The sequence below is a fragment of the Kutzneria sp. CA-103260 genome (assembly GCF_018263855.1).
Taxonomy (GTDB): domain Bacteria; phylum Actinomycetota; class Actinomycetes; order Mycobacteriales; family Pseudonocardiaceae; genus Kutzneria.
On sequence record NZ_CP073318.1, the window covers coordinates 2,218,865 to 2,243,430 of the forward strand.

The 24,566-nt window shown below is 70.8% G+C and carries 14 protein-coding genes; 8 read left to right on the forward strand and 6 right to left on the reverse strand.

The genetic code is table 11. The annotated features are described in order from the left end of the window. Nucleotides 1–106 precede the first annotated feature (106 nt). Both JJ691_RS09840 and JJ691_RS09845 read right to left on the reverse strand, forming a co-directional pair. Nucleotides 107–478 (reverse strand): roadblock/LC7 domain-containing protein, encoded by a 372-nt coding sequence (locus tag JJ691_RS09840; RefSeq protein ID WP_211768468.1) that lies wholly within the window; start codon nucleotides 476–478, stop codon nucleotides 107–109. Next, nucleotides 468–1,445 carry a hypothetical protein gene (locus tag JJ691_RS09845; protein WP_211768469.1) on the reverse strand — a complete coding sequence of 326 codons (978 nt, stop codon included), beginning with the start codon at nucleotides 1,443–1,445 and terminating at the stop codon, nucleotides 468–470. Before JJ691_RS09845 ends, JJ691_RS09840 begins: the two co-directional genes overlap by 11 nt. A 2,187-nt stretch (nucleotides 1,446–3,632) precedes the next feature. Here JJ691_RS09845 and JJ691_RS09850 point away from each other — a divergent pair. Continuing rightward, nucleotides 3,633–4,004 (forward strand): hypothetical protein, encoded by a 372-nt coding sequence (locus JJ691_RS09850; RefSeq protein ID WP_211768470.1) that lies wholly within the window; start codon nucleotides 3,633–3,635, stop codon nucleotides 4,002–4,004. A 102-nt stretch (nucleotides 4,005–4,106) separates the two neighbouring features. Here JJ691_RS09850 and JJ691_RS09855 read toward each other — a convergent pair whose 3' ends face one another. Both JJ691_RS09855 and JJ691_RS09860 read right to left on the reverse strand, forming a co-directional pair. Continuing rightward, nucleotides 4,107–5,006: a LysR family transcriptional regulator gene (locus JJ691_RS09855; protein ID WP_211768471.1), complete on the reverse strand. Its 900-nt coding sequence runs from the start codon at nucleotides 5,004–5,006 to the stop codon at nucleotides 4,107–4,109. A 116-nt stretch (nucleotides 5,007–5,122) separates the two neighbouring features. After that, nucleotides 5,123–6,007 (reverse strand): LysR family transcriptional regulator, encoded by an 885-nt coding sequence (locus JJ691_RS09860; protein WP_211768472.1) that lies wholly within the window; start codon nucleotides 6,005–6,007, stop codon nucleotides 5,123–5,125. A gap of 70 nt (nucleotides 6,008–6,077) precedes the next feature. Between JJ691_RS09860 and JJ691_RS09865 the strand changes: the two genes are divergently transcribed. Then, nucleotides 6,078–7,019 (forward strand): LysR family transcriptional regulator, encoded by a 942-nt coding sequence (locus JJ691_RS09865; protein WP_211768473.1) that lies wholly within the window; start codon nucleotides 6,078–6,080, stop codon nucleotides 7,017–7,019. On the opposite strand, the gene car is transcribed toward JJ691_RS09865, so the two are convergent. Then, on the reverse strand, nucleotides 7,005–10,388 hold the full coding sequence (gene car / locus JJ691_RS09870; protein WP_249227801.1) for a carboxylic acid reductase: 3,384 nt from the start codon (nucleotides 10,386–10,388) through the stop codon (nucleotides 7,005–7,007). The two genes, JJ691_RS09865 and car, sit on opposite strands and share 15 nt — an antisense overlap. Nucleotides 10,389–10,410: 22 nt before the next feature. Then, a complete protein-coding gene (locus JJ691_RS09875; protein WP_211768474.1) occupies nucleotides 10,411–11,475 on the reverse strand; it encodes a 3-deoxy-7-phosphoheptulonate synthase in 1,065 nt (354 codons plus the stop codon). Nucleotides 11,476–11,806: 331 nt separating this feature from the next. On the opposite strand from JJ691_RS09875, the gene aroA reads away from it, so the two are divergent. The 6 genes from aroA to JJ691_RS09905 are packed head-to-tail and all read left to right on the forward strand — an operon-like array spanning nucleotide 11,807 to nucleotide 24,566. Next, the gene (gene aroA / locus JJ691_RS09880; RefSeq protein ID WP_211768475.1) at nucleotides 11,807–14,749 is read left to right on the forward strand and encodes a 3-phosphoshikimate 1-carboxyvinyltransferase; all 2,943 of its coding nucleotides are present in this window, start codon (nucleotides 11,807–11,809) and stop codon (nucleotides 14,747–14,749) included. Between the two features lie 2 nt (nucleotides 14,750–14,751). Next, nucleotides 14,752–15,882, forward strand: coding sequence for an acyl-CoA dehydrogenase family protein (locus JJ691_RS09885; protein WP_211771381.1), 1,131 nt, complete (start codon nucleotides 14,752–14,754; stop codon nucleotides 15,880–15,882). After that, on the forward strand, nucleotides 15,879–16,739 hold the full coding sequence (locus JJ691_RS09890) for an SDR family oxidoreductase (RefSeq protein WP_211768476.1): 861 nt from the start codon (nucleotides 15,879–15,881) through the stop codon (nucleotides 16,737–16,739). The genes JJ691_RS09885 and JJ691_RS09890 overlap by 4 nt, the downstream gene beginning before the upstream one ends. Continuing rightward, nucleotides 16,739–18,724 (forward strand): oxidoreductase, encoded by a 1,986-nt coding sequence (locus JJ691_RS09895; protein WP_211768477.1) that lies wholly within the window; start codon nucleotides 16,739–16,741, stop codon nucleotides 18,722–18,724. The genes JJ691_RS09890 and JJ691_RS09895 overlap by 1 nt, the downstream gene beginning before the upstream one ends. Further along, nucleotides 18,721–23,316 carry a type I polyketide synthase gene (locus tag JJ691_RS09900; protein ID WP_211768478.1) on the forward strand — a complete coding sequence of 1,532 codons (4,596 nt, stop codon included), beginning with the start codon at nucleotides 18,721–18,723 and terminating at the stop codon, nucleotides 23,314–23,316. The genes JJ691_RS09895 and JJ691_RS09900 overlap by 4 nt, the downstream gene beginning before the upstream one ends. A gap of 11 nt (nucleotides 23,317–23,327) precedes the next feature. After that, nucleotides 23,328–24,566 carry a cytochrome P450 gene (locus tag JJ691_RS09905; RefSeq protein WP_211768479.1) on the forward strand — a complete coding sequence of 413 codons (1,239 nt, stop codon included), beginning with the start codon at nucleotides 23,328–23,330 and terminating at the stop codon, nucleotides 24,564–24,566.

Here is a 24,566-nt window from a genome sequence, read left to right on the forward strand (position 1 = left end):
TCCGACATGCCACGGTGGCTCTTCCCTATGTTGTTCAATTTCCTCTTCTTCGCTTGTTTGGTTTGGTCAAGACTGTCAGGGCCTGTGCCGCTTGGCCTTGCTGTGGTCAGCGCGCCGAAAGAATCGAGCCGATGCGCTCGATCACGGGCTGGGCTTCGATGTGTAGACGTCCGATGTCCAGACCTTCGTCGCCGAGTACGGTAATCAGCGCGCCGTTGCCGACGGCATACAGGGCCATGCATCCGCCACTGCCGCGGACGACCGTATGACGAAAGCTGCCCTGGCTGGTAGCGGCAGTGGTTCTTCGGGCGAGTCCGAGATCGGCGGCGGCCAGTGCGGAAATGCAGTCAAGATCGAGAACGCGTGCGGCGTCGGCGGCGATGAGCAGGCCGTCGGCCGCGGCGATCACAGTGTCCGTGACTCCGGCCACCTTTTCCCGTAACGCGTGCAGTTGGAGGCCGAGCGCGTCATGGTCCAAGGTCTTTCCTTTCTGGTTCGTAGAGACTTTCGGTCGTTTCCGACGCTTGTGGGCCGGCTCTTATGCGTCTGCGCCACAGCGGCAACAGCCGCCAGCCGGGCGACGTGGATCCCAGTTGCTCCTCGGTGATGCCGCTGGCCCCAGGGCTCCGCTGCGGCAGGGCCGGCCGCGCGGCGTCGCCCTCATCGGCCGACGCCGGCTGCGGCTTGGGCTGCGCGCGCGGCGCCGCGGTCCGCACGGTGGCGGGGATGACCAGCGGCGTGGTCAGGACGCTCTGCAGCAGTCGCTCGCCGAGCATCCGCGAGATCTCCACCGTCACCGAGTAGACGCTGCGGCCGATCAGGAAGGCGATGTCCCGGGCGCTGCGTCGGCCGTCGGCGACCGAGAGAATCTGCCGCCGCAGCGTGGGCAGGTCCCCCACGGACGGGTCGACTCCCGGCGCCGGCGCCACCCGGTCCCGGAAGGGCGACACCGGGACGCGCAGCGAGGCCAGCGCGTCCAGCCGCCGCGAGGTCTCGCGAATCAGCCAGTCGACGTCGATGCCGTTGCTCACCGGCAACAGGACGTCGAGCCGGTCGGTGGTGACGACGTAGCGCTCGATCCTGCCCGCGTAGGCCGAGAAGGTGCCGTCCTGGGCGGCCATCACCGAAATGACGCGAAGCTCGATGGATTTGATGCTGCCTCCCGCAACGAGCTCGGCCCGATGCGAGCGTGCCTCCGCGCCGCTGCGTAGGGCGGCAGTCCAATCCGACTCACTGATTCTTCCCGAATTCAACAGCAGCGCGTCCGCACCGGGCGCTCCCGGGCTGTCCACCGCGACAAGCGCGCCATCTCGCAGATGAAAGACCGCGCCCGGCATCCCGACCACTCGTATGGACCCGGTGAGCGTCTCTGCTCGGCACCCGGCCAGCAAATGTGCCAGTTGCTCGAATTCCGGTCGATAGCGAGCTCGCGCACCGTCAGTCACCGCACTCCTTCAAACGCGCCAAGATGTGGTCCCGGCACCTCGCCCAACGGGCCGCGCACGAGCGACTGCCCGTGTGCGCGGCGGAACTGGCTCCCTTTCCCTGCACCTCCGTGAAGCCGGCACGCATATCCGGCCAGTTGGCATCGGACAACGCCCTGTGGTGTTCGAGCGCTGTTGTCGAGCTGACGCGGCCCGGGCTTCATGAAATTGCTTCGCGTATGCGCCGCGACTTCCTCGGCGGGTGTGACAACGTCACAGGTCGAATACTTCGCGACTGCCGTCCCGTTACGCGACGGTAGATCGGATCACTCGATGGAGTGAACTAGTCAGGTGGTGCTCGCGGGTCGATCCACTGGCGGTAACGTCGTGAGTGGCGTACGGCTATCTTCGGTCACCTGGAAGCGTGGCGTACGCACAGCCTCTGTGTCCCGGAGGTGGACGGCTGTGAATGGCGTCGGCGATCTGACGTGATGGAAAGGAAAGGCGGATCGGACAAGTAGCGGTTCATCCTGTGCCGTGCCCAAAGTCGATATGTGGGCGGTGGCCAGGTGTTCGCTGGTCAGGTCAGATGGCTCGCCGGTGCCGTTGATCACTCCGCCGAGTGCCATCCAGCGTGTGGTCAGAGCGTCCGGCGGGATGACCTTGGCCGGATGGTGCGCGAATCGCTCGGCGTAGCAGGTCGCGCGAGGCGCTCGTCGTGGAATCCTCACGTTTCAGCCTGAGCTGGGCCGTTCGCCCTGGATCTTGTCGTTCCGCCTGAGCGCGGCCTGGATCGGAAGCCGGCGTCGATCTGTTCGCGGAGAGCTCGCCGCTCCAGCTCGACACGACGGAGCGGGCCGAGACCTGGACCATGACCCCGGTTCGACTGTTTGTGTTGCTACGTCTGGATTCCGTGTTGTCGCCCGGCCTGACTCAACCGCGCCCGCGTCGCAGGTCGCGCCACCGGGCAAGCGCCAACTCCGCGTGCTCCGGGAAGACTTGGCACGCTTCGGGAGTGTGAGCGGCGTCTGTCCTTTCGCGTCGCGTGCCGAACTCGGCCGGCTCGCCGGCGCCTCCCCACCCTGTCGGCGGTCGGCCACCTCGTGGGTGGCGACCGCGCCGATTTCGCTGATTTTCCTGCGTGCCAACGGCCTCCGCGCCCGTGAAGGTCTGGTGGTCCGCGGCATGCCGTTGCCCTCGTGCACTGGTCAAGGCTGATCGTGCGACGACTTGGGCGTCGACGTTCACCCGTGACTGTGATAGGTTCGCGCAACGGAAGACTTGCAAAAGTCCTTAAGTCTAAAGGTTTTCGAGCGGTCGCGTCGGCGGGTGCCTGCGTGCCTGCTGGTGGCAAGGGGTGTGCGGATGACGGGCGGGTTCGAGGCGGTACTGCTGGATCGGGCAGTCAACGGCGCGGGCATCGTGTGTTGGGTGCGCCAGGGCGTGCTGGTCGCCGCGAACTCGAACTGCGGATGACTGTGATGCCTGTCAGTCATGACCGCGACCTGTTGCCCTGGAAGGCGTCTGACGTCGGGTGCTCCTCGTGCGACCGATGGAGTCGACGTCATGACGGTTCTGGCGGCCGCCGTCTCAAGCTGTGCTTCGGCGTAGGTGATCAAGCCGGTCTCTCGCCCACGGACATTCGGAGGAAGGAGCCGTCGGAACACGAGAACCGCATCGGTGCGATGATAGGCCCGCAATAGCGAGCCGATCCCGTCTTGCGCTCGTCCATTTTCTGTGTGCAGTTGATGTCGATCTGGGTTCATGCCCCCTGGAAGCGTGGGCATGGCCCTTGCTGCTTATTGTGTACGGAGAACCTGCGCCTGATCTGAGGTGCTGTCCAAAGCCATTGGCGGAGCGGTGTGGGTCGTCCTCGAATGATTCACCCGATCGTGTAATGCGTAGGTGGGAAGTAACGTCAGCGGCGACTCTCTCGATGTTAGGGTAAACGTGATTGTGTGACCGGCTTGCCGGATTCACTTCAGGTTCTGTAGCCCCGACTTTACGTGGAGTCACCTCTGGGATGTGATTGTCGAGCGTGGAAAATCGAGTTCGGGGCCGGCTGAGGCTTCGTGCTCGCGCTCGTCCTTTGGTTTTCGCTTTCGTTCATGGCGTGGTTCGTGTGGATGTGTGTCGGTATGCGGTCGAGGTGCGGGCTGACGTGCTGCGCTGCCTCGATCCTCGGTTGATTGAGGGAAGTGGCGATTGGTGAACATTGACACGGCATTGAAGGAATGTATGTCCATTGCCGGCGCTGTGGGCGTCGCATTGGTTGACTATGAAAGCGGGATGTCGCTCGGTGTCAGTGGTGGGGGCGACTGGCTGAACCTGGAACTCGCGGCGGCCGGTAACACTGAAGTCGTTCGGTCGGAGCTTCGGACGATGTCCACGCTCGCGCTCAGTGACAGCATCGAGGATATTCTGATCACGCTGCACCGGCAGTACCACCTGATTCGGCTGATGGACGCCGTGAAGTCGAAGAATTCACTGTTTCTGTATCTGGTGTTGGAGAGGGAGGTGGCGAATCTGGCACTGGCTCGCCATCACCTCAAGCGTGTCGAATCCGACCTGTACGTATAGGCGACGTTGGCGACACGCGAAAAGTAGTTCTGGCACGCTGTCCGGAAAGCGTGCCAGAACCCGTCGCACGATCTCAGCGCCGGCGCCTCCGGCGGCGAGGAGTCACTCCAGGGTCAGCGAGATCCGGCGGATCTGCTCACGCAGCCAGCGGTTGGCGGCGTTGGCGGTGTTCTGGGGATGCCAGTACATGGCCTCGATCAGCGGCGGCATCGGCGTTTCGAGATCCACGGCGCGCAGACCGATGGGGGCGCCCACGGTTGCGTGCAGGCGCTTGGGGATCACGGTGGTCATCCGTGTGCCGGCGACGAGGCAGGCGGCGCTGGTGAAGTTCTCGGTGGTGACGGCCACGTTGGGCGGCGTGTGCAACTCCTTGAGCCGGACGTCGGCCAGGGTGGTGCTCTGCGCCTCGATCTGCACGTACGGAATGGTGCGCAGCTGCTTTGCGGTGAGAACGTCGCCGACGTCGGGGTTGTCCCGGTCGACCACGGCGACGAAGCTGTCGCTGAACAGCAGCTGGCTGCTGAACTTGTCCAGCTCCTCGTGCGGCAGCGCGGGCGGCCAGATCACCAGGTCGTACTGGCTCTTGCGCAGTCCTTCGGTGAAACCCTTGGCCAGCGAGGCGATCCGCAGCTCGACGTCGATCGAGTCGCGCTGGAGCTCAGCCAGCAACGGGCGCAGCAGGATGATGCTGGCGTAGTCGCTGGCGGCGACCGTGAACTGCCGTCGCTGTGCGCTGGGCTCGAACCGAGCGTTGAGGCTGACGGTGTCGCTGATCCGGGTGATGATGTCGTCGACGGGCCCCAGCAGGGACACAGCCACCGGGGTGAGGGCCATGCCCCGGCCCTCGCGCACCAGCAGCGGGTCGTTGAAGTAGCGCCGCAGCTTGGCCAGCGACGCGCTCATCGCCGGCTGCCCGACGGAGGCCCGCTCGGCGGCCTTGGTCACGTTGCGCTCGTTGAGCAGCGCGTGCAACGGGATGAGCAGATTCAGGTCGAACGTCACGGGGAACCCCCAGCGGTTCACGAGTGTCCGGTGTGGCATACCACCGGGCGCGGCCGTCCCGGGGGAAGGCCGTGGCGGCGGGCGTGGCCGAAAGGGCCCGGACCGGCTGCCCGTCCTTACCGTCCGACCCGCTCCAGCAGCATCGAGCGCAGCCACTGGTGGGCGGGATCGCCGGAGAAGCGCGGGTGCCAGTACACGGCCTGGACGTCGGGCGGCACCGGAGCGGGCAGGTCGACGGCGCGCAGTCCGACGCCGGGGCCGAAGGTGGCCAGCAGCCGCCGCTGCCCGAGGGTGAACATCCGGGTGCCGGTCAGCAGGTGCGCGGCGCAGGCGAAGGTCTCCACGGTGGCGACCGGACGCCGGGTCGCCGGCAGCGCCGGGAACCCGGCCACGTGCACGTACGGCAGGGTCGAGGCCTGCTCGGCGGTCAGCCGGTCGGCGACGTCGGGATGGTCGGCGGCCACGACGCCGGTGAACTCGTCGGTGAGCAGTTCGACGTTGGGAAAACCCGAGGCCCCGTCGCCCGCGGTGGCCGGCGAGCACAGCATCAGGTCGCACTGCCCGCGGCGGACCAGGTCGATCCGTTCGACCTGCAGCGGCAGCACGATGAGCCGCACCCGCGGCGCGACGGCGGCCAGCCGCCGCACCAGGTCGCGGACCAGCACCAGCACGGCGTAGTCGCTGGCCATCACGGTGAACTCCCGGCTGTCGGCGGTCGGGTCGAAGCTGGCCGCGCGGCCCAGGGTCGCCCGGATCATCGCCAGCACGTCCATCACCGGCGCCTGCAGCGACTCCGCCAGCGGGGTGAGGGCGAACTGGTCGCCGTCGCGGACCAGCAGCGGATCATCCAGCAGCCGGCGCAGCTTGGCCAGCGAGGCGCTCATCGCCGCCTGGGTGACCGACACCCGGTCGGCGGCGCGGGTGACGTTGCGCTCGACCAGCAGGGCGTGCAGCGGCACCAACAGGTTCAGGTCCATGTTGAGCAGGTCTGGCGAGGTCATGGCCGATCTGGTCCTCAGGCTGGTCCGGTGCGTAGGCCATTATGTACACCGATCTCGGCCGAGGAGGAGCATGCCCGACCAACCAGGCGAGCAGGGCTCGGCGTCGCTGCGCCGGATCGACTTCAACCTGCTCATTCCGTTGCAGGCGCTGCTGATGGAGGCGAACGTCACTCGTGCGGCGGAGCGAACCAACGTGGGGCAGCCCGCGATGAGCGCTTCGCTGGCCAAGCTGCGCCGGCACTTCGACGATCCGCTGCTGGTCCGCGACGGCCGTGAGCTCAGGTTGACGCCGCTGGCGGCTTCGCTGGTGACGCAGGTGAACGAGGTCGTGGACGGCATGCACGCGGTGATGAACAAGCACGCCCCGTTCGACCCGGCCTCGACGCACCGGGTGTTCAGCCTGGTCACCAGCGACTACGTCACCACGGTGCTGCTCAAGCCGCTGCTGGTGCGGCTGGCCGAGGAAGCCCCGCACGTCCGGCTGGAGGTCGTGACGCCGCGCCGGGGGATGGGGTCGCTGCTGCGGCGCATCGAGTGCGACCTGGTGGTGGCGCCGTGCGCGCTGGTGCACGTCGAGGTGGGTGGCTACCAGCAGCAGCCGCTGTTCCTCGACCACTTTGTTGTCGTCGTGGACAAAGACAACCGCGACATCGGCGACCGCATCGCGGTGGAGGAGCTGCAGACCCTGCCGCACCTGGGCCCGGCGGTGGCGCCGCCGCCCGAGTTCGGCGGCCGCCCGGTTCCGCGGCTGTTCTCCGGCGCCGGCTACATGACCACCGCGATGCACCTGGTCGTCGGCACCGACCTGGTGGCGGTGGTGCCGTCCCGGCTGTTCCGGCGGTACGGCGCGGCCTGCGGGCTGCGCGAGGTCGCGCTGGACGGCGACTCGTTCCCGGTGGACGAGACGATGTTCTGGCACCCCAAGCACGTCGCCGAGCCGGACCACATGTGGCTGCGCGCCCAACTGGTCGAGATGGCGGCGGAACTCGAAGACGCCTCACCGCAACAGTGACCCCAGGTCCGTGACGTACTTGGCGATCAGATCCGCCGACAAGGGCGGGATGTCGCCGATCCCGGCGGCCAGCACCGCTTCATGGAAGCGGTCGGCCGGCAGGCCGGAGCCGGGCGTCGGCGCGGCGGGTTCGGCGAAGGCTTGCCGTAGCGGCAACAATGACTGGTGGGCCACGCGATCCGGCAGGCCGCGCAGTGCCGCCTCGAACCGGACCGTCCACTCGGCGAAGTCGGGGATCCGTCGGATCGGGCGGCCGGCGGACAGCCAGTCCACGACGGTGTCCAGGGAAATGCCGTCTTCGTGTGGATTGAGCACGTGGAACGTTCGGTGACCGGTGGTTCGTGTGCTCAGCGCGGTGATCGCCCGAGCGGTGAAGTCCACCGGCAGACCGTCGAAGTGCCCGCCGTCGCCACTGTAGAAGGAATCGGGGGCGATGCCGGTCGCGAGCAGGCTGAGCACCAGTCGGGTGAACACATCCGGCACGTTGAGCTGGCCGGCATACCGGCTGTGGGCCAGGATCAGGCCCGAGCGGAACACCGTCACCGGCAGCCCGCACCGGTCGTGGGCCTCGCGCAGCAGCACCTCGGCCGCCCACTTGCTGGTGGCGTAACCGTTGGCGTAGGCGGAGTTCAGCTCCCGTGCCGGACTGGTGACACGGATGTCGCCGTCCTCCTCGGGCGGCACGGGCTGGCCGTCGGCCACGGCCGCGGTCGAGACGAAGTCGACCGGCTTGCGGCGGGCGGTCAGCGCGAGCCGGATGACTTCGGCGGCGCCGACGACGTTCGGGCCGAACAGCTGGTCGTACGGCAGCACGTGGTTGACCAGGGCCGCCGGGTGCACGATCAGGTCGACGGTCTCGGCCAGCCGCCGCCACTCCTGCGGCGCCAGGCCGAGATCCGGCGCGCCGACATCGCCGGTGACGATCTCCGCACTGCCCAGCAGCCGTTGGAACCGCGCGGCCGACTCGGGGTCGCTGTCGAAGACGGCCGTGAGCCGAGCGGCGTCGCCGCGGACGAGGCAGATCAGCCTGCCGCCGTTGGCGGACAAGCGTTCCAGCCACTCCAGGCACAGGAATCGCCCGAGGAAGCCGGTGGCGCCGGTGAGCAGCACTGTCCGGGGTTCACCGTCCACGCGCGGCAGAGTGCTTGCGGCGTCAAGGATTTCGGGGTCGATGAACTTGTCCAGGGTCAGGTCGGCGGCACGCACCGAGGTGACGTCTGGGCCGTGCACCGAGGCGACAGTGGGGCGGGTCGCCGCTGCCTCGATCAGCTGGGCCAGTTGACCGAGGTCACCGGTCGGGTCGAGCACCGCGGCGACCGGGACCGGCGTCTGGAAGACGTCCGTCAGCGTGGTGGCGAAGGTCAGCGCGGCCAGGGAATCCCCGCCGAGGTCGGTGAATCGGGTCCGCGACGTCAGCGGCTGGTCGCCGGCCAGCAGCGCCCGCGCGGCGCGGCACACCGCCGGGAACACCAGCTGGTCCGGGCCGGCGGCCCGCAGGGCCGCCAGCTCGCTGTCCTCGCGCGCGGCCAGCTCCTCGTACAGCTGCTCCAGTTGCGGGCCATAGCGTTCGGCCAGGCGGGGCCGCAGCGGCTTGCGCATGTCCGATAGCAACCCGTTGGCCACGCTGAACGGCTCGGTCGCCACGACCACGTCCCGTGGGATCTCGTAGGCGTTGAGGCCGTGCTCCCGGGCGATCTCCCGCAGCGACGCCAGGATGTCGCCCGACGACGACTCGGCGGGCACCACCACCGCCAGCAGATGGGCGCGTTCACTGTTGCCGTACAAGAAGAGCTGATCGACCAGCGGGCTGGTGGCGTACAGCAGCTCCAGCCGGGACACCGCGACGAACTCGCCCTGCGACAGCTTGATCACGCTGGACCTGCGGTCCAGGTAGCGCAGCTGATCCGGGCCGGTCTCGGCCATGATGTCGCCGGTGCGGAAGAAGCCGTCCGCGTCGAAGACCTCCGTGTTCAGCTCGGGCCGCCGGAAGTAGCCGGGGATCATCGACCTGGTCCGGACCAGCAGCTCGCCGCGCGGATGCGGCTGGTCGGTGCCGAAGTAGCCCAGCTCCGGCACGTCCACCAGCTTGTAGTCGAGCACCAGCGGCCGGGCCACTCGCCCGTCCACGACCACCGCGCCGGCCTCGGTGGAGCCGTAGCCGTTGTGCAGACGGACGCCGAGGCAGGATTCGACGAACGCGCCCATCTCGGGGGCGAGCGGCGCGGAGCCGAAGGCCGCGCGCACGATCCGCCCGCCGAGCAGGGTGCCCCGGATCTCGGCGGGGTCGGTGTCGCGGTGGTGCTGCCACAGCAGGTCGCACAGCCGGGGGATGAAGAACAGGTCGACCGGCCGGGCCAGGCCGATGTCCTCGAACAACGTGGACAGGTCGGCGCGGGCCGCGAAGTGGTTGACCCCGCCGGCGGTGAACGTCTCCAGCAGCCAGGTCCGCCCGGTGAGGTGGCTCATCGGCAGGTAGTTGAGGCGCACCACGGCGAGGTCGGCCGAGCCGGGCCGGAACCGCAGCCAGTGCCCGCGCACCAGGCTCTCCGGGTACATCGCGCCCTTGGGCGTGCCGGTGCTGCCGGAGGTGTAGACCAGTGTGGTCAGCGGGTCCTCGCCGGGCTGGGGGACGTGCGGTTCCACCGCTGGTAGCCGGTCGCCGCGCTCGATGACCTCGGTCAGCGTCTCCAGCACGATGACCCGGTCCGCGGCGGCCAGCCGTTGCCGGGCGGCGCGCACGGCGTCCCGGTGGTCGTCGACAACGGCGTGGTGGTCGAATACCAGCACCTGTCGCACGTGCTCGCCGGCGACCGCCGCCTCGACCGCGACCGGCAGTTGGTCGACGCTGGTGGCGAGGATCGACACCGCTGTCTCGTCCAGGATCGGGCGCAGTCGTGCGGCTGACGAGCCGGCCGGCAGCGGCACGCTGACCAGGCCCTCGTGCACGCAAGCCAGATCCACGGTGGTGTAGTCGGCACTGGTGAACCCCAGCGTGGCGACGAAGTCGCCGGCGCGCAGCGGATCGGTTGGGTGATGGCGCCAGGCTGCCGCGACCGCGCGCACCCGCGACCACAGCTCGCCGTAGGTGGTGGTCTCGAACCGGGGCAGCAGCCGTCGGGTGGCGCGGCCGGTGAGCGGATCGGTGACCAGCTCGGTGGCCCGCTCGGCCAGCGCCGGCCGGTCCGCGTAACCGGTCATCGCCTCGGCCACCACCTGCGCCAGCCGCAGGCCCGGCCGGTGCATGGCGGCGGTCACCTGGTCCCGTGGCCGCAGCGCGCGCAGCTGCTCGTCGTTCGCCATCAGCTCCGCGGTCAGCTGCTCGGCCCAGCTGGTGGACGGTCGGCTCAGGTCGGCGGTGTCGGTCGCCATCGTGCGGGGTCCTCCGGTGTGGTCAGCGGGTGCGGACGGCGGCGGCCAGCATGGCCAGCACGTCGACCGTGGTGTCCCAGCCCATGCAGGCGTCGGTGATGGACTGGCCGTAGGTGAGCGGCGTGCCGGGGCAGTGGTTCTGCCGGCCGGGCACCAGGAAGCTCTCCAGCATCACGCCGGCGATGCCGTGTTGCCCGTCGGCCAGTTGGCGGGCCACGTCCTCGGCCACGTGCGGCTGGCGCAGGTGGTCCTTGCCGCTGTTGCCGTGCGAGCAGTCCACCACCACCCGCGGCGGCAGACCGGCCTCGGCAAGCAGCGTCGTCGCGGCCGCCACGTGCATGGCGTCGTAGTTGGTGTGCCCGTCGCCGCCGCGCAGCACCAGATGGCAGTCGGTGTTGCCGCGGGTGTGCACCACGGCGGGGCGGCCGTTGTCGTCGATGCTCGGGTACGCGTGCGGCCGCGCCGCCGCCGCGCACGCGTCCACGGCCGGATGCAGCCGGCCGTCCGGGCGATTCTTCATGCCCACCGGCATCGGCAGCCCGGACGCGAGCTGGCGGTGCACCTGGCTCTCCACCGTGCGGGCCCCGATCGCGCCCCAGCTGACGGTGTCGGCGATGTACTGCGGCGTGATGGGCTCCAGGAACTCCACCGCCACCGGCAGCCCGACGCCGACCAGGTCCAGCAGCAGGGCGCGGGCGGCGTGCAGGCCGGCGGCCATGTCGCCGGAGCCGTCCAGCCGCGGGTCGTTGATCAGGCCCTTCCAGCCCACCGTGGACCGGGGCTTCTCCAGATAGGCCCGCATCACCACCAGCAGCCGGTCGCGGAACAGCTCGGCCTTTTCGTGCAACAAAAGCGCGTAGTCGAGGGCAGCGGCCGGATCGTGCACCGAACACGGCCCCACCACGACCAGCAGCCGGCGGTCCCGGCCGGCCACCACGTCGGCGACCTGTTTGCGGGCGCGGGCCACCGTGGTCGCCCGGTCGTAGGTGAGCGGCAGTCGGTTGCGCAGCCGGCGGGGCGTCGGCAGTGCGACGGTGCGGTGGACACGCAGGTCCTCGTACGGCTGGGTGAGCTCAGGTGGGGTCACTGCGTCGTCCTTGTCGGGAGGCGGCGCGGCAATCGGGGGTGGCGCCGGTGAATGGCCCGAACGTGCGGCGTGGATTCACGCCGGTATTGACCCGGTGGTCACGGCGAGCGTAGCAGTTCCGGCGGCCTCCGCGAGGTATCACTGCCGTCGATGGCAATCATAACTCGGACGTTGTTTACAGCCGCTCTGAATCGTGTCTAGGGTTGCCTCAGTCGCGTTCGGTAGTGGTCAACGGTTCTTTCCCGTGCTGTCCGGGCGGTGTTGCCTCGGATCTTCGTCGAATCGCGAAGTGTGAATACTTCGCCTGGGGAATGCAAATGCGAGGAGCGGAATGCGCCTGGTCGTGAAACAGGCCCCCGACCGGATCGGGGGAGAGCTGGCGGTGCCCACCTCCAAGTACCACGCGCACCGCGGGCTGATTCTCGCCTCACTGGCCCCGGGGGTGAGCCGGCTGGTCGGGCTGTCCGCCGCCGGGCACGTCCGGCACACCATCGCCGCCCTGCGCGGCCTGGGCGTGCGGGTCGAGGTGGACGGCAACGACTACGTCGTGCACGGCGGCCGGTACGCGCCGCGCCGGTCGGAGATCTCCGTCGGCAGTTCCGGCACCACTCTCTACTTCCTCACCGGGCTGGCCAGCCTGGCGGAGTCGCCGGTTACGATTGTGGGACAGCGCTATTTCCAACGCCGTCCGATACGGCCGCTGCTGGCGGCTCTCACGCAGATGGGCGTCGAGTTGTCGGCGCCGACCGGATGCCCGCCGGTGGCCGTGACGCCTCGGCGTCCGACCGGCGGACGCGTGAGCATAAAGGGAACGCTGTCCCAGTGGATATCCGGACTGCTGATCCTTGCCCCTTTTTCCACCGGACCGAGCGTCATCACGGTCGAGGGCGAGTTCAACGAACGTTCGTACGTCGATCTGACGGTCCGGATGATGCGGGAGTTCGGCCTGCACGTCGAGGTGTCGCCGGACGGCCGCCGCTACGAGATCGAGGGAAACCAGCAGCCCCATCCGGCCACCGTGACGCTGCCGCCGGACATCGGCGCGGCCGCCTTCGGGCTGGCGGCGACCGCCCTGCACCCCAGCGACGTGCTGTTCCGCGGCCTGCCGGCGGCGCCGGCCACCGAGGTCGACCACCCCGAGGCCGACCTGCTCCAGATCGTCGCCGACATGGGCCTGCCGATGACCGCCGACCCGGCCACCGGCATGGTCCGGGTGCGCCACGACGGCATCCGGCTCGCACCGGCCACAGTGGACTGCCGGTCGGTGCCGGACATGCTGCCGGTGCTGTCCGTGCTGGGCGCGGTGGCCGACGGCACAACGGTTTTCGACAACGTGGCGCACGTCCGGCTCAAGGAGTCCGACCGGGTCGCCGCGATGCTCCAGCTCAACCGGATGGGCGCCCGTCTGGAGCAGGAGGGCGAGCAGTTGCGCTGCCACGGCGTGGACCGGCTCACCGGCGCGGACCTGTCGTCGTTCAACGACCACCGGGTGCTGATGGCGCTGGCCGTGGCCGGCACCGCCGCCGAGGGCGAGACCCGGCTGACCTTCCCCACCGCGTACCGCATCTCCTACCCGCGTTTCCCGGAGGAGATGGGCAACATCGGGCTGGCCATGTCGGTGGCCACCGGCCGCGCGACCCGGCCCCGCCGCGAGCAGGCCGTGCCCACGCCGTCGAAGGCCGCCGCTGTGCCGATCGGGACCCGGCTGCGCCGGCTGGCCGAGCAGCAGCCGGACGGGACCGCTGTGATCGACGCGGGGATCGACGGCGTGGAGCGGGTGCTGACCTGGCGTGAGCTGGACGAGCAGGTGGACCGGATCGCCGCGCTGCTGCTGGATCTCGGCGTCGCGCCGGGGGAGCCCGTCGCCTACCAGCTGCCCAACCAGGCCGAGTTCGTCGCGCTGGCGCTGGCGGTGGCCCGCATCGGCGCGGTCAGCTGCCCGCTGATGCCGATGCTGCGCCGCCGCGAGACCACGTTCATGCTGGCCAAGTCCGGAGCCCGGGTGTTGGTGGTGCCACGGGAGTTCCGCGGTCGTGACTACCCGGCCGAGATCGCCGAGCTGCTGGCCGGTGAGAAAACCTTGGCCGTGGAACATGTTCTGGTCATTGGTGGCACGGATGTCCCGGGGCAGAAGGACTTCGCGGCGGCGGTTGAGGCCGTCACACCCGACCCGGCCGCGATCGACCGCCGGCGCGCGGCCGTGGAGGGCCCGGCGCAGCTCCTGTTCACGTCCGGCACCTCGGGCGAGCCGAAGGGCGTGCTGCATCGGATGAGCACCCTGACCCGGGCCGCCGCGATGGAGATCCGCCACCTCGGGCTGACTGTCGAGGACCGGGTGTTCGTGCCGTCACCGCTGGCCCACCAGACCGGCTTCCTCTATGGCATGTGGGTCGCGCTGGTGCTGGGCGCGCCGGTGATCCTCCAGCCGGTGTGGGACGGCCGCACCGCGCTGGCCCTGCTGCGCCGGCACCGCGGCACCTTCGTGCAGGCCGCCACCCCGTTCCTCAGCGACCTCGTGGACGCCGTCGAGCAGACCGGCGACGAGCCCACCGACCTGCGAATCTTCGTGGCCACCGGCGCTGCCGTGCCCCGTGGCCTGGCCGAGCGGGCCACCCGCACGCTGGGCGCGGCCGTCTGCGGGGCCTGGGGCTCCACCGAGACCTGCCTGGGCTCGCTGTCCGCGCCCGGCGACGAGCCGGCCAAAACCTGGGGCACCGACGGCCGGGCGCTGCGCGGCATCCGGCTGCGGGTCACCGACGACGAAGGCAACCCGCTGCCGTCGGGCCAGCAGGGCAACTTCGAGGTCAACGGGCCGTGTGCGTTCATCGGCTACCTGGACCGTCCGGAGTGGACGGACGAGGCGCTGACCCCGGACGGCTGGTACCGCACCGGCGACCTCGCGGTCATCGACGACTCCGGCTACGTGCGGATCAACGGCCGGGTCAAGGACATCGTCAACCGGGGTGGCGAGAAGGTGCCGGTGGCCGAGATCGAGCAGCTGCTGCACACCCACCCCGCCGTGCGCGAAGCGGCCGTGGTGGCCATGCCCGACCCGCGCTTGGGCGAGCGGGCCTGCCTGTTCGCGGTGGCCGGCGAGGAGTTCGACCTGGCCGAGATGCGCCGGTTCCTGGACTCCCGCCAGGTGGCCAAGCCGTACTGGCCGGAACGGCTGGAGAAAGTGCCGGCGCTGCCGCGCAATCCCACCGGCAAGGTGCAGAAGTTCCTTCTGCGCGACCGAATCCGTCAGCTGATCGACACCGAGGATGGATCGTGAGCATGGACGAGACGGCCTTCCGCGCGCTGGCCGAGGAGGTCGAGGACTTCGTCCGCGGCCCCGGCGAGCGGTACGCGGAGCAGATCGAGCGCACCGGCGAGGTGCCCGCGGGGCTGCGGCAGGAGCTGCGCGAGCGGGGTTACCTGAGCCTGGCCGCCCCGGTGGAGTACGGCGGCCGGGGCCTGGACTTCCCGCGCTACCTGGAACTGGTCGAGCTGTTCTCGATGTCGCACGCCTCACTGCGGATGATCGTCCACGTGCACAACGGGGTGTGGCGGGCCATCGACCAGTTCGCCACCGCCGAGCAGCGCAACCGCTTCGTGCTGCCGGCCATCGCCGGGGACCGGGTGGTCGCCTTCACGCTCACCGAGCCGACCGCCGGCACCGGCGCGGACCTGCGGTGCAGCGTCAAGCAGGAGGGCGACACCTACTACCTGTCCGGCGAGAAGCACCTGATCACCTTCGGCGTGCACTGCGACTACTGGCTGCTGTTCGCCCGGATCGAGGGCACGATCGGCAAGGACGGCACGGTGGCGCTGATGGTGCCCCGCGACACCCCGGGCGTGCTGGTGCGGTCGATGTCCAACACCATGGGCGTGCGCGGCACCGACCACGCACACCTGGTGTTCGACCACGCGCCGGTGCCGGTGGCCAACCGGCTCGGCGAGGTCGGGCAGGGCCTGGACGTGGCGCTGGGCGGCTTCCTCACGCCCAGCCGGATCTCGGTGGCGATGACCTGCGTCGGCCTGGCCCGGCGGGCCCAGGAACTGGCCGTGGCTCACGCCAAGGGCCGAGTCACCTTCGGCAAGCCGCTGTCCTCGCGGCAGGCGATTTCCTTTGCCCTGGCCGAGAACGCCACCGACATCGAGGCCGCCCGCCAGCTCACGCTGCACGCGGCGCGGCAGTGGACCGCCGGCGACGACTCGGCCGCCACGCTGTCGTCGATGGCCAAGCTCAACGCCGTCGACATGCTCAGCCGTGTCACCGACAAGGCTTTGCAGGCGCACGGCGGCATCGGCTTCTGGGAGAGCAGCCCGATCGAGCGCGTGTACCGGGACGCCCGGGCGCAGCGCTTCGAGGAGGGCACCAACGAGATCCAGAAGACCGTGATCGCCCGGGAGGTGTTGGCATGAGCGAGCTTGCGAGCGAATCATTCAGCGCAGAGCGTCCGCGAACGCGGACACCGAGCGCAAGCGAGGTGCCGCGGTGCGCGGTCACGCTGATCACCGGCGCGTCGCGGGGCATCGGCCGGCAGCTGGCGCAGACGCTGGGCCGGCAGGGCGGCACGGTGGTGGTGAACTACAAGAAGAACGCCGACCTCGCCGAGCAGACCAAGCAGCTGGTCGAGCAGGCCGGCGGCCGGGCCGTCACGGTGGCCGCCGACGTGGAGCTGCCCGAGGACATCGAGCGGCTGTTCGACTTCGTGGCCGACGAGTTCGGCCGGCTGGACAACTTCGTCTGCAACGCGGCGGCCAGCGCGTTCAAGCCGATCATGGACCTGCGGCTGCACCACCTGGACCGCTCGTACGCGATGAACGTGCGCGCCTTCGTGCTGGGCACGCAGCGCGCCGTGGGGCTGATGGCCGGCGGCGGCCGCGTGGTGGCGCTGTCCAGCTACGGCAGCACGCACGCCTACCCGACCTACGCCGCGCTGGGCTCGGCCAAGGCCGCGGTGGAGGCGATGGTCCGCTACATGGCGGTGGAGTTCGCCGGGCGCGGCATCACCGTGAACGGCGTGAGCGGCGGCCTGATCCAGTCCGACTCGCTGGACTACTTCTACGGCGTGCCGGGCATGGCGCCGATCGAGACCGTGCTGTCGAAGATCCCGCTGGGCCGGCCGGGCACGCTGGCCGAGGTGGCCGACACGGTGGCGTTCCTGCTCTCGCCGGCCGCCACCTACATCACCGGGCAGACGCTGGTGGTCGACGGCGGCCTGTCCGTGGCGGCCCCGCCGTACACCGCCGACCTGACGCCCCCGCTGGTGCCCTGATGACCCTGGAGCTGCGCCACGTCTTCCAGCCCGGGCGGATCGGGACGCTCGCGCTGCCGCACCGTGTGGTGATGGGCCCGATGCACCTGGGGCTGGAGGCCCGGGACGACGACGGTGCCGCGCTGGCCGCGTTCTACGCCGAGCGCGTGCGCGGCGGCGCGGGCCTGATCGTCACCGGTGGCGCGGCGGTCAGCCGGGCCGGCGCCGGCGGCGCGCGTTACGGCGTGCTGACCGACCGCGCGTTCCAGCGCCGGCTGCGCCGGGTCGTGGACACGGTGCACGAGGCGGGCGGGCTCATCGCGTTGCAGCTGTTCCACGCCGGCCGGTACGCGGTGGAGTCGGCCTTCGGAGTGCGGCCGGTGGCTCCTTCGCCGGTCTACAGCCGGCTTTCCCGGTGCGAACCCCGCGAACTGTCCACTGTGGAGGTGGGTCGCGTCGTTGACGAGTTCGCTGCGGGCGCGGAGCTGGCGCAGCGGCTGGAGTTCGACGCCGTCGAGGTGATGGGCTCGGAGGGCTACCTGGTCGACCAGTTCCTGTCGCCGCTGACCAACTGCCGTGACGACGAGTGGGGTGGCGATCCGGTGCGGCGGGCCCGGTTCGGCGTCGAGGTGACGCGCCGCGTGCGAGCCGTTGTGCGCCAGGACTTTCCGGTGATCGTGCGCTTCACCGGCGACGACCTGATGCCCGGCGGCGTTGATCGGGACGAGGCGCTGGCCTTCGGCCGTGGACTGGTCGAGGCCGGGGCGGACGCGCTCGACGTCGGCATCGGCTGGCACGAGTCGCCGGTGCCGACCGTGCAGGCCACGGTGCCGCCGGCCGCGTGGACGCCGGTGGCCGAGCGGGTTACGCAGGCGGTGCCCGTGCCGGTGATCGCCGGCGTGCGGATCAACCGGCTGGCGCAGGCCGAAGCGGTGCTGGCCGGCGGCCGCGTGCACCTGGTGTCCATGGCGCGGCCGTTCCTGGCCGACCCGGAGCTGATCGCCCGGGGCCGTGCCGGCCGGGGCAGCATGGTCTGCATCGGGTGCAACCAGGCGTGCATCGACCGATCCCTGTTCCACCAGGAAGTCAGCTGCCTGGTCAACCCCCGCGCCGGCCGCGAACTCGGCTTTCCCCGGATCCAGTTGCGCACGCGGCGTTCGGTGGCGGTGGTCGGCGGCGGTCCGGCCGGCCTCCAGGCCGCGCTCACCCTGGCCGAAGCCGACTGCCACGTTGAGCTGTTCGAGGCGTGCGAACGGCTCGGTGGCCAATTCCGGCTCGCCGCAAGGGTTCCCGGCAAGGAGGACTACCACGACGTCGTGGCGCACTTGGCAGCCGAGCTGGACCGGCTGGGCGTCATAGTGCGACTGAACCGCTCGGTGACGTCGGCCGACATCGACCTGCTGCGCGGCTTCGACGGCCTGGTGCTGGCCACCGGCGTCACGCCGCGCGCGGTGGACATCCCCGGCACGCATCGGTCGCACGTGCTGACCTACCCGGCCGCCTTCGAGCCCGGCGCGCTGCACGGCGACGTCGTGGTCATCGGGGGCGGCGGTGTCGCCGTGGACGTCGCCCACTACGCGGCCCACGACAACAACACCCGCTCCGTCACGATCTTGCACCGCAGTGACCGGCTCGCGTCGGCACTGGGCCGGTCGACCCGCTGGGTGACCCTGGAGGCGTTGCGCCGCAACGCAGTCGAGGTGGTCTCCGGGGTCGCCGTCAACCGTATCGACGAGGACTGCGTGAACTACACCGACGCCCAGGGCCAACTGCGGACTGCCCCGGCCGACACCGTTGTGATCGCCGCCGGCCAGGTCAACGCCTCCCCGCTGGTCGATCTGGTGCGCGCCGCCGGCCTGCCGCACCACGTGATCGGCGGCGCGCGGCAGACCCGCGACCTCGACGGCGTGCTGGCCTTCGCGGACGGCTTGGCCGCCGGTACCGAGCTCGTCACGGCCCTGCGCGCGTCCCGCCGCCCGTCCGTCGTCACGGGAGGTGTGCTGTGACCGCGCTGCCGCTGCTGCTGACCGGACGCACCGCCGCCGACGTCGACCGCTACGCCGTGGCGCTGGCCCGGCACCTCGACGGCGCTGAGGTTCGCGTCGCCGACGTCGGCCGTTCGTTGCTGGCGGCGGCCGGCCCCGGTCCGCACCGCGCGGTCGTGCTGGCCGGCGAGCACCCCGCCGACGCCGCGCGGTCGCTACGCAAGCTCACGCACCGCGTGCCCGCCGCCGAGGTGGTCACCGGGTCCGGCCACGCCGACGGCAAGCTGGCGTTCGTCTTCCCGGGCCAGGGCTCGCACCGGCTGGACATGTGCCGCCCGCTGTACGAGCGCTTTCCCGCGTACGCCAAGGCCTTCGACGAGGTGGCGACGCAGTTCGCGCCGCTGCTGGACGTGCCCATGCAGCAGGTCGTGTTCAGTGGGCAGGACATCTCCGGCGATCTGCTCAAGCAGCCCCGCTACGCCCACGCGGCCATGTTCGCCGTGGAGTACGCGCTGGTCGCGCTGCTGGCGGAGTTCGGCGTGCGGCCGGACGTCGTCGGCGGGTACTCCGGCGGCGAGGACGTCGCCGCCTGCGTGGCCGGCATGGTCGGCGTGGCCGACATGTGCCGGCTGATCGTCGCCCGCGCGCTGGCCATCGAGCAGCTGGCCCCGCCCGGCGGAATGCTGGCCGTGCAAGCCACGCTGGCCGAGGTCACCGCCGTGCTGAGCGAGGACGTGCACATCGCCGGGTTCAACGGCCCGCGGTCGCTCGTGGTCGCCGGCCCGGACGACTCCCTGGAGCGCGTGGCCGCCGACCTGGCTGAGCGGTTCTCCGCGCGGTCGCGGCGCGTGCTGGTGGACAACCCGTTCCACACCCCGTACCTGCACCGCACCGTCACGCACTTCACCGGCAACCTGGGCGCGGTCGACTGCGCGCCGCCCACGCTGCCGTTCGTGTCCTCAGTGACCGGCGGCCTCATCGACCACGCCCTGGATGTCGGCGAGCACTGGGGTCGGCACTTCGAGCAGCCCGTGCTGTTCGCCTCCGTCGTGGAGACCATGCTGGACCTCGGCGTCACCACCTTCCTGGAGGTGGGGCCGGGCGGCACCCTGACCGCGATGGTCCACGGCGTACTCGGCGACCAGGCGCGGCAGCGAGTGGTTCCCTTGCTGCGCCGCAACTTCCGTGACGACGAGGCGCTGCTCACCGCGCTGGCCGAGCTCCGCGTGCGAGGCCTCGACGCCGACTTCTCCTGTCTGTTCGCCGATGCGACAGTGATTCCGCTGCCGGACCCGGCCGATGCGCCGGCCGGTGCCATGGCCTTCGATCCCACGGCGGTGGTGGACGGCCACGTCGCCGCCGTGCTCGGGCTGCCCGAGCTCACCGCCCGGCACCGCGCCGCCACCTTCCAGGACCTGGGCTTCGACTCCGTGACGGCCGTGGAGCTGCGGCACCGGGTCAACGCCAGCACCGAACTGGACCTGCCGCTCACCGTCGTCTTCGACCACCCCACGCCGGCGGCGCTCGCCGAGCACGTGCGGGGGCTGCTGCTCGGCGAGTCCGATGGCGAGACGGAAACCGTTGCCGCGCCGGCCGATGACGACCCGGTGGTGATCGTTGGCATGGCCTGCCGGCTGCCCGGCGGCGTCGATTCGCCGGCAGCGCTGTGGCAGTTGCTGGTGGACGAGACCGACGCGATCACCACGCCGCCGGCCAACCGGGGTTGGGCCTCCGACCACTGGCAGGGCGGATTCCTGGCCGACGCCGGCGATTTCGACGCCGCGTTCTTCGACATCTCCGCCGACGAGGCGCTGACCATGGACCCGCAGCAGCGCCTGCTGCTGGAGACCACGTGGGCCGGCGTCGAGGACGCCGGCATCGACCCCCGCCGGCTGCGCGGCACCGACATGGGCGTGTTCGTCGGCGGCATGGTCGCCGAGTACGGGCCCCGCCTGCGGCATGCCGCCGCGTCGCCGGTGCCGCCGTCGCTGACCGGCACCCTTGGCAGCGTGCTGTCCGGGCGGATCGCCTACGCCCTGGGCTTCACCGGTCCGTCGCTGACCGTGGACACCGCTTGCTCGTCCTCGCTGGTGGCGTTGCACCTGGCCGCAGCAGCGGTGCGCGCGGGGGAGTGCGCGCTGGCAGTGGCCGGCGGCGTGACCGTGATGCCGGATGACGGCGTGCTGGCCGAGTTCGCGCGGCAGGGCGGCTTGGCCGCCGACGGTCGCTGCAAGGCATTTTCCGACGACGCCGACGGCACCGGATTCGCCGAGGGCGTCGGGGTGCTGGTGCTTCAGCGGCGGTCGGCGGCGCTGCGCGACGGCCGGCGCATCCTGGCCGTGGTGCGGGGTTCGGCGATCAACTCCGATGGCGCCTCCAACGGACTGACCGCGCCCAACGGCCGCGCCCAGCAGCGGGTGATCCGCCGGGCGCTGCGCCGTGGCGGGCTGGCACCGTCCGATGTGGACGTTGTTGAGGCGCATGGCACCGGCACCAGGCTGGGCGACCCGATCGAAGCCCAGGCGCTGCAAGCCGTCTACGGCGGCGCGGACCGGCCGGAGCCGCTGCTGATCGGTTCGGTGAAGTCCAACATCGGCCACACCCAAGCTGCCGCCGGCGTCGCCGGCGTGATCAAGATGGTGCTGGCCATGCGGCACGGCGTGCTGCCGGCGACGCTGCACGTGTCCGCGCCGGCCACGGCGGTGTCCTGGTCCGGGGTGCGTCCCGCCGTGACCGCCACGCCGTGGCCTGAGACGGGTCGACCCCGCCGCGCGGGCGTGTCGTCGTTCGGTATCTCCGGCACCAACGCGCATGTGGTGCTGGAACAGGGCTCAGAGTCCCCCAACGGTACCGGCGCCGCGGGTGTCGTGCCGTGGCTGCTGTCTGCGCGCAGTGAAGCCGCCTTGCGTGGCCAGGCTCGTCGCCTCGCCGCCGTGGACGCCGACCCCGTCGACGTCGGCTGGTCGCTCGCCACTGAGCGCACTGCCTTCGAGCACCGGGCCGTGGTCCTGGCCGCCGAGCACGGCGCTGGGTTGACTGCGCTGGCCGCTGGGGAAGGGGCACCGGGCCTGGTCCTTGGCCGGGCCGACGAGGGTGGCCTGGCGGTGGTGTTCGCCGGCCAGGGCAGCCAGCGGCCCGGCATGGGCGCGGCGCTCGCACGTCGGTTCCCGGTGTTCGACGCGGCGCTACGCGAGGTGTTGCACCACCTGCCCGACGCCGTCGCGGCGGCCATGGGCGACGGCGAATTGCTGGCTCGCACCGAGTACGCGCAGCCGGCGTTGTTCGCCCTGGAAGTGGCGCTGTTCCGCCTGATCGAGTCGTTCGGGGTGCGGCCGGACTTCGTCGCCGGCCACTCGGTGGGGGAGATCGCCGCCGCCCACGTGGCCGGTGTGCTGTCGCTGCCGGACGCGGCGCGACTGGTGGCCGAGCGGGGACGCCTGATGCAGCAGCTGCCGCCGGGCGGGGCCATGGCGGCCGTCGAGGCAGCACTGTCCGAAGTGGAGCCGCTGCTGCCGCCGTCGGTGGTGGTCGCGGCGGTGAACGGGCCGTCCTCGGTGGTGGTCGCCGGGCCTGAACCGGCCGTGCGCGAGACGCTGACCGGCTTGCGGGGCAAGCAGTTGCGGGTCAGCCACGCCTTCCACTCGCCGCTGGTCGACCCAGTGCTGCACGACCTGGCGGCGGTCGCCGCCGACCTCAAGGCCCACCCGGCGGCGATCCCCGTGGTGTCGACGGTGACCGGCAAGCGGATCGACGAGGAGTTGGCGAGCCCCGCGTACTGGGTGGAACACGCCCGCCGACCGGTGCTGTTCGCCGACGCGGTGGACACGTTGCGGGCCAACGGTGTTCGGACGTTCCTGGAAGCGGGCCCAGACCGGTCGCTGTCGGCGCTCATTGGCGGTGACGCAGTGCCACTGCTCGGCCGTGACGGCGACGAGGAGTCGGCGGCGCTCACTGCGCTGGCCGAGCTGCACGTGCGGGGCGTAGACGTGGACTTCACGCCGCTGTTGGCCGGCGGGCGCTCGGTGTCGCTGCCTACCTACGCGTTCGACCGGCGCACGTACTGGCTCAGCGACACCGGTGCGGTCACGCTGACGGCGGGGGCGGCGGTGCCGGGGCTGGCCGACGAGCTGGCGGCCACGCCCGAGGACGAGCGGCCGGACCTGATCCTTGCGTTGGTGCGCCGGGAACTCGGCTTCGTCCTGCCAGGCCACACCGAACTGGCCGCCGACCGCCCGTTCAAGGACTTCGGCATGGACTCGCTTGCGGCGGTTCGGATGCGCGACCGCCTCGCCGCGGCGACCGGCATTGTGCTGCCGGCCACCGCCGCCTACGACTGCCCGACACCACGGGCACTGGCCACGCACCTGCTGGACCGCCTCAGCGCCGAGGCCCGGCCGGCCGACGCCGTGCTGCGACGGCTGGACGAGGTCGCCGCGGGCCTGCCCGCCGCGCTGGAGGACCGCGCCGACCGGGCGCGGGTGCGGGCGCAGCTGACCGCCCTGCTCGCACGCGTGGACGAGCCGGCCGATGCCGTCGGCGAGGCGTTCGACCCCGCCTCGGTGTCCACGGAGGAGCTGTTCGACCTGATCGACCGGGAATTTGAGGGCCTGTGATGGGAGCACCTGTGGAGTCGTCCAGTGCCGAGGTCCGGCCGCTGCCGCTGCGCCGCGCGGGGGAGTGCCCGTACCGGCCGTCCACCGCCATGACCGAGCTGCGCGAGCAGTCGCCGGTGGCGAAGGTGCTGTGCCCCACCGGCATCGAGGCGTGGCTGGTCACCGGCTACGACCAGGTGCAGGAGGTGCTGCGCGACTCGCACCGGTTCAGCAGCCGCTCCGGCCAGTTCGGGCACGTGCTGGCCAACCAGCCGCCGGACGCCCCCATGGTCGAGGGCGCGTTCCACCGTCTCGACGGCGCCGAGCACCTGCGCTACCGGCGGGTCCTCGCGCCGGCCATCACCACGCCGAGGCGGATCGAGCAGTTCCGGGTCATGGTGCAGGACATCGTGAACGACCAGGTGGACACGCTGGCCGCCGGACCCGTGGACCTGCACGTCGCGTACTCCCGCCCGGTGGCGAGCACGGTGCTGGCCACGCTGATCGACGTGCCGGCCGAGGAGCACGTGCTGTTCCAGCAGGCCGCCGAGACGCTGTTCGACGACACCGTGGACCGAAAGACCTTTCTGGATGCCATGATCGCGGTGACCGGGTCGGTGCGGGCCCTGGTGCAGGCCCGGCGGGACGAGCCCGGCGAGGACGTGGTGAGCGTGCTCATCGAACGCGCGCAGGCCGGTGACCAGCCGCTGACCGAGACCGAGCTGGTCAACATGATCGTCGGCTTCGTGCTGGCCGGGCTGGACACCATGGCCACCACGCTCAGCTACGCGCTGGTGCTGCTGCTGGAACGCCACGCCGAGTTCACCGCCCTGCGCGACGATCCGACGTTGATTCCGGGCGCTGTCGAGGAAATCGTCCGCTACCTGTCCAACGGCAGTGGAACGTTGCGAGTGGCCACTGTGGACACCGAGATCGGCGGTGTGCCGATTGCCGCCGGCGAGTACGTCATCGCCGGCGCGCACGCGGCCAACCACGACCCGAGCCGGTTCACCGACCCGGAAGTGCTGGACCTGCGCCGCGAACGCAACCCGCACATCGGCTTCGGCGACGGCGCGCACCAGTGCGTGGCACAGCAGTTGGCCCGGCTGGAGCTGATCGCCACGCTCGACACACTGACCCGCCGGATCCCCACGCTGCGGCTGGCGGAGCCGTTCGAGCACATCGAGTTCAAGTACGGCACCCCGATGGGCGGCCCCGTCAGCCTGCCCGTGACCTGGGACGCGATCCACCCGAGGGGGTACGGCCAGTGA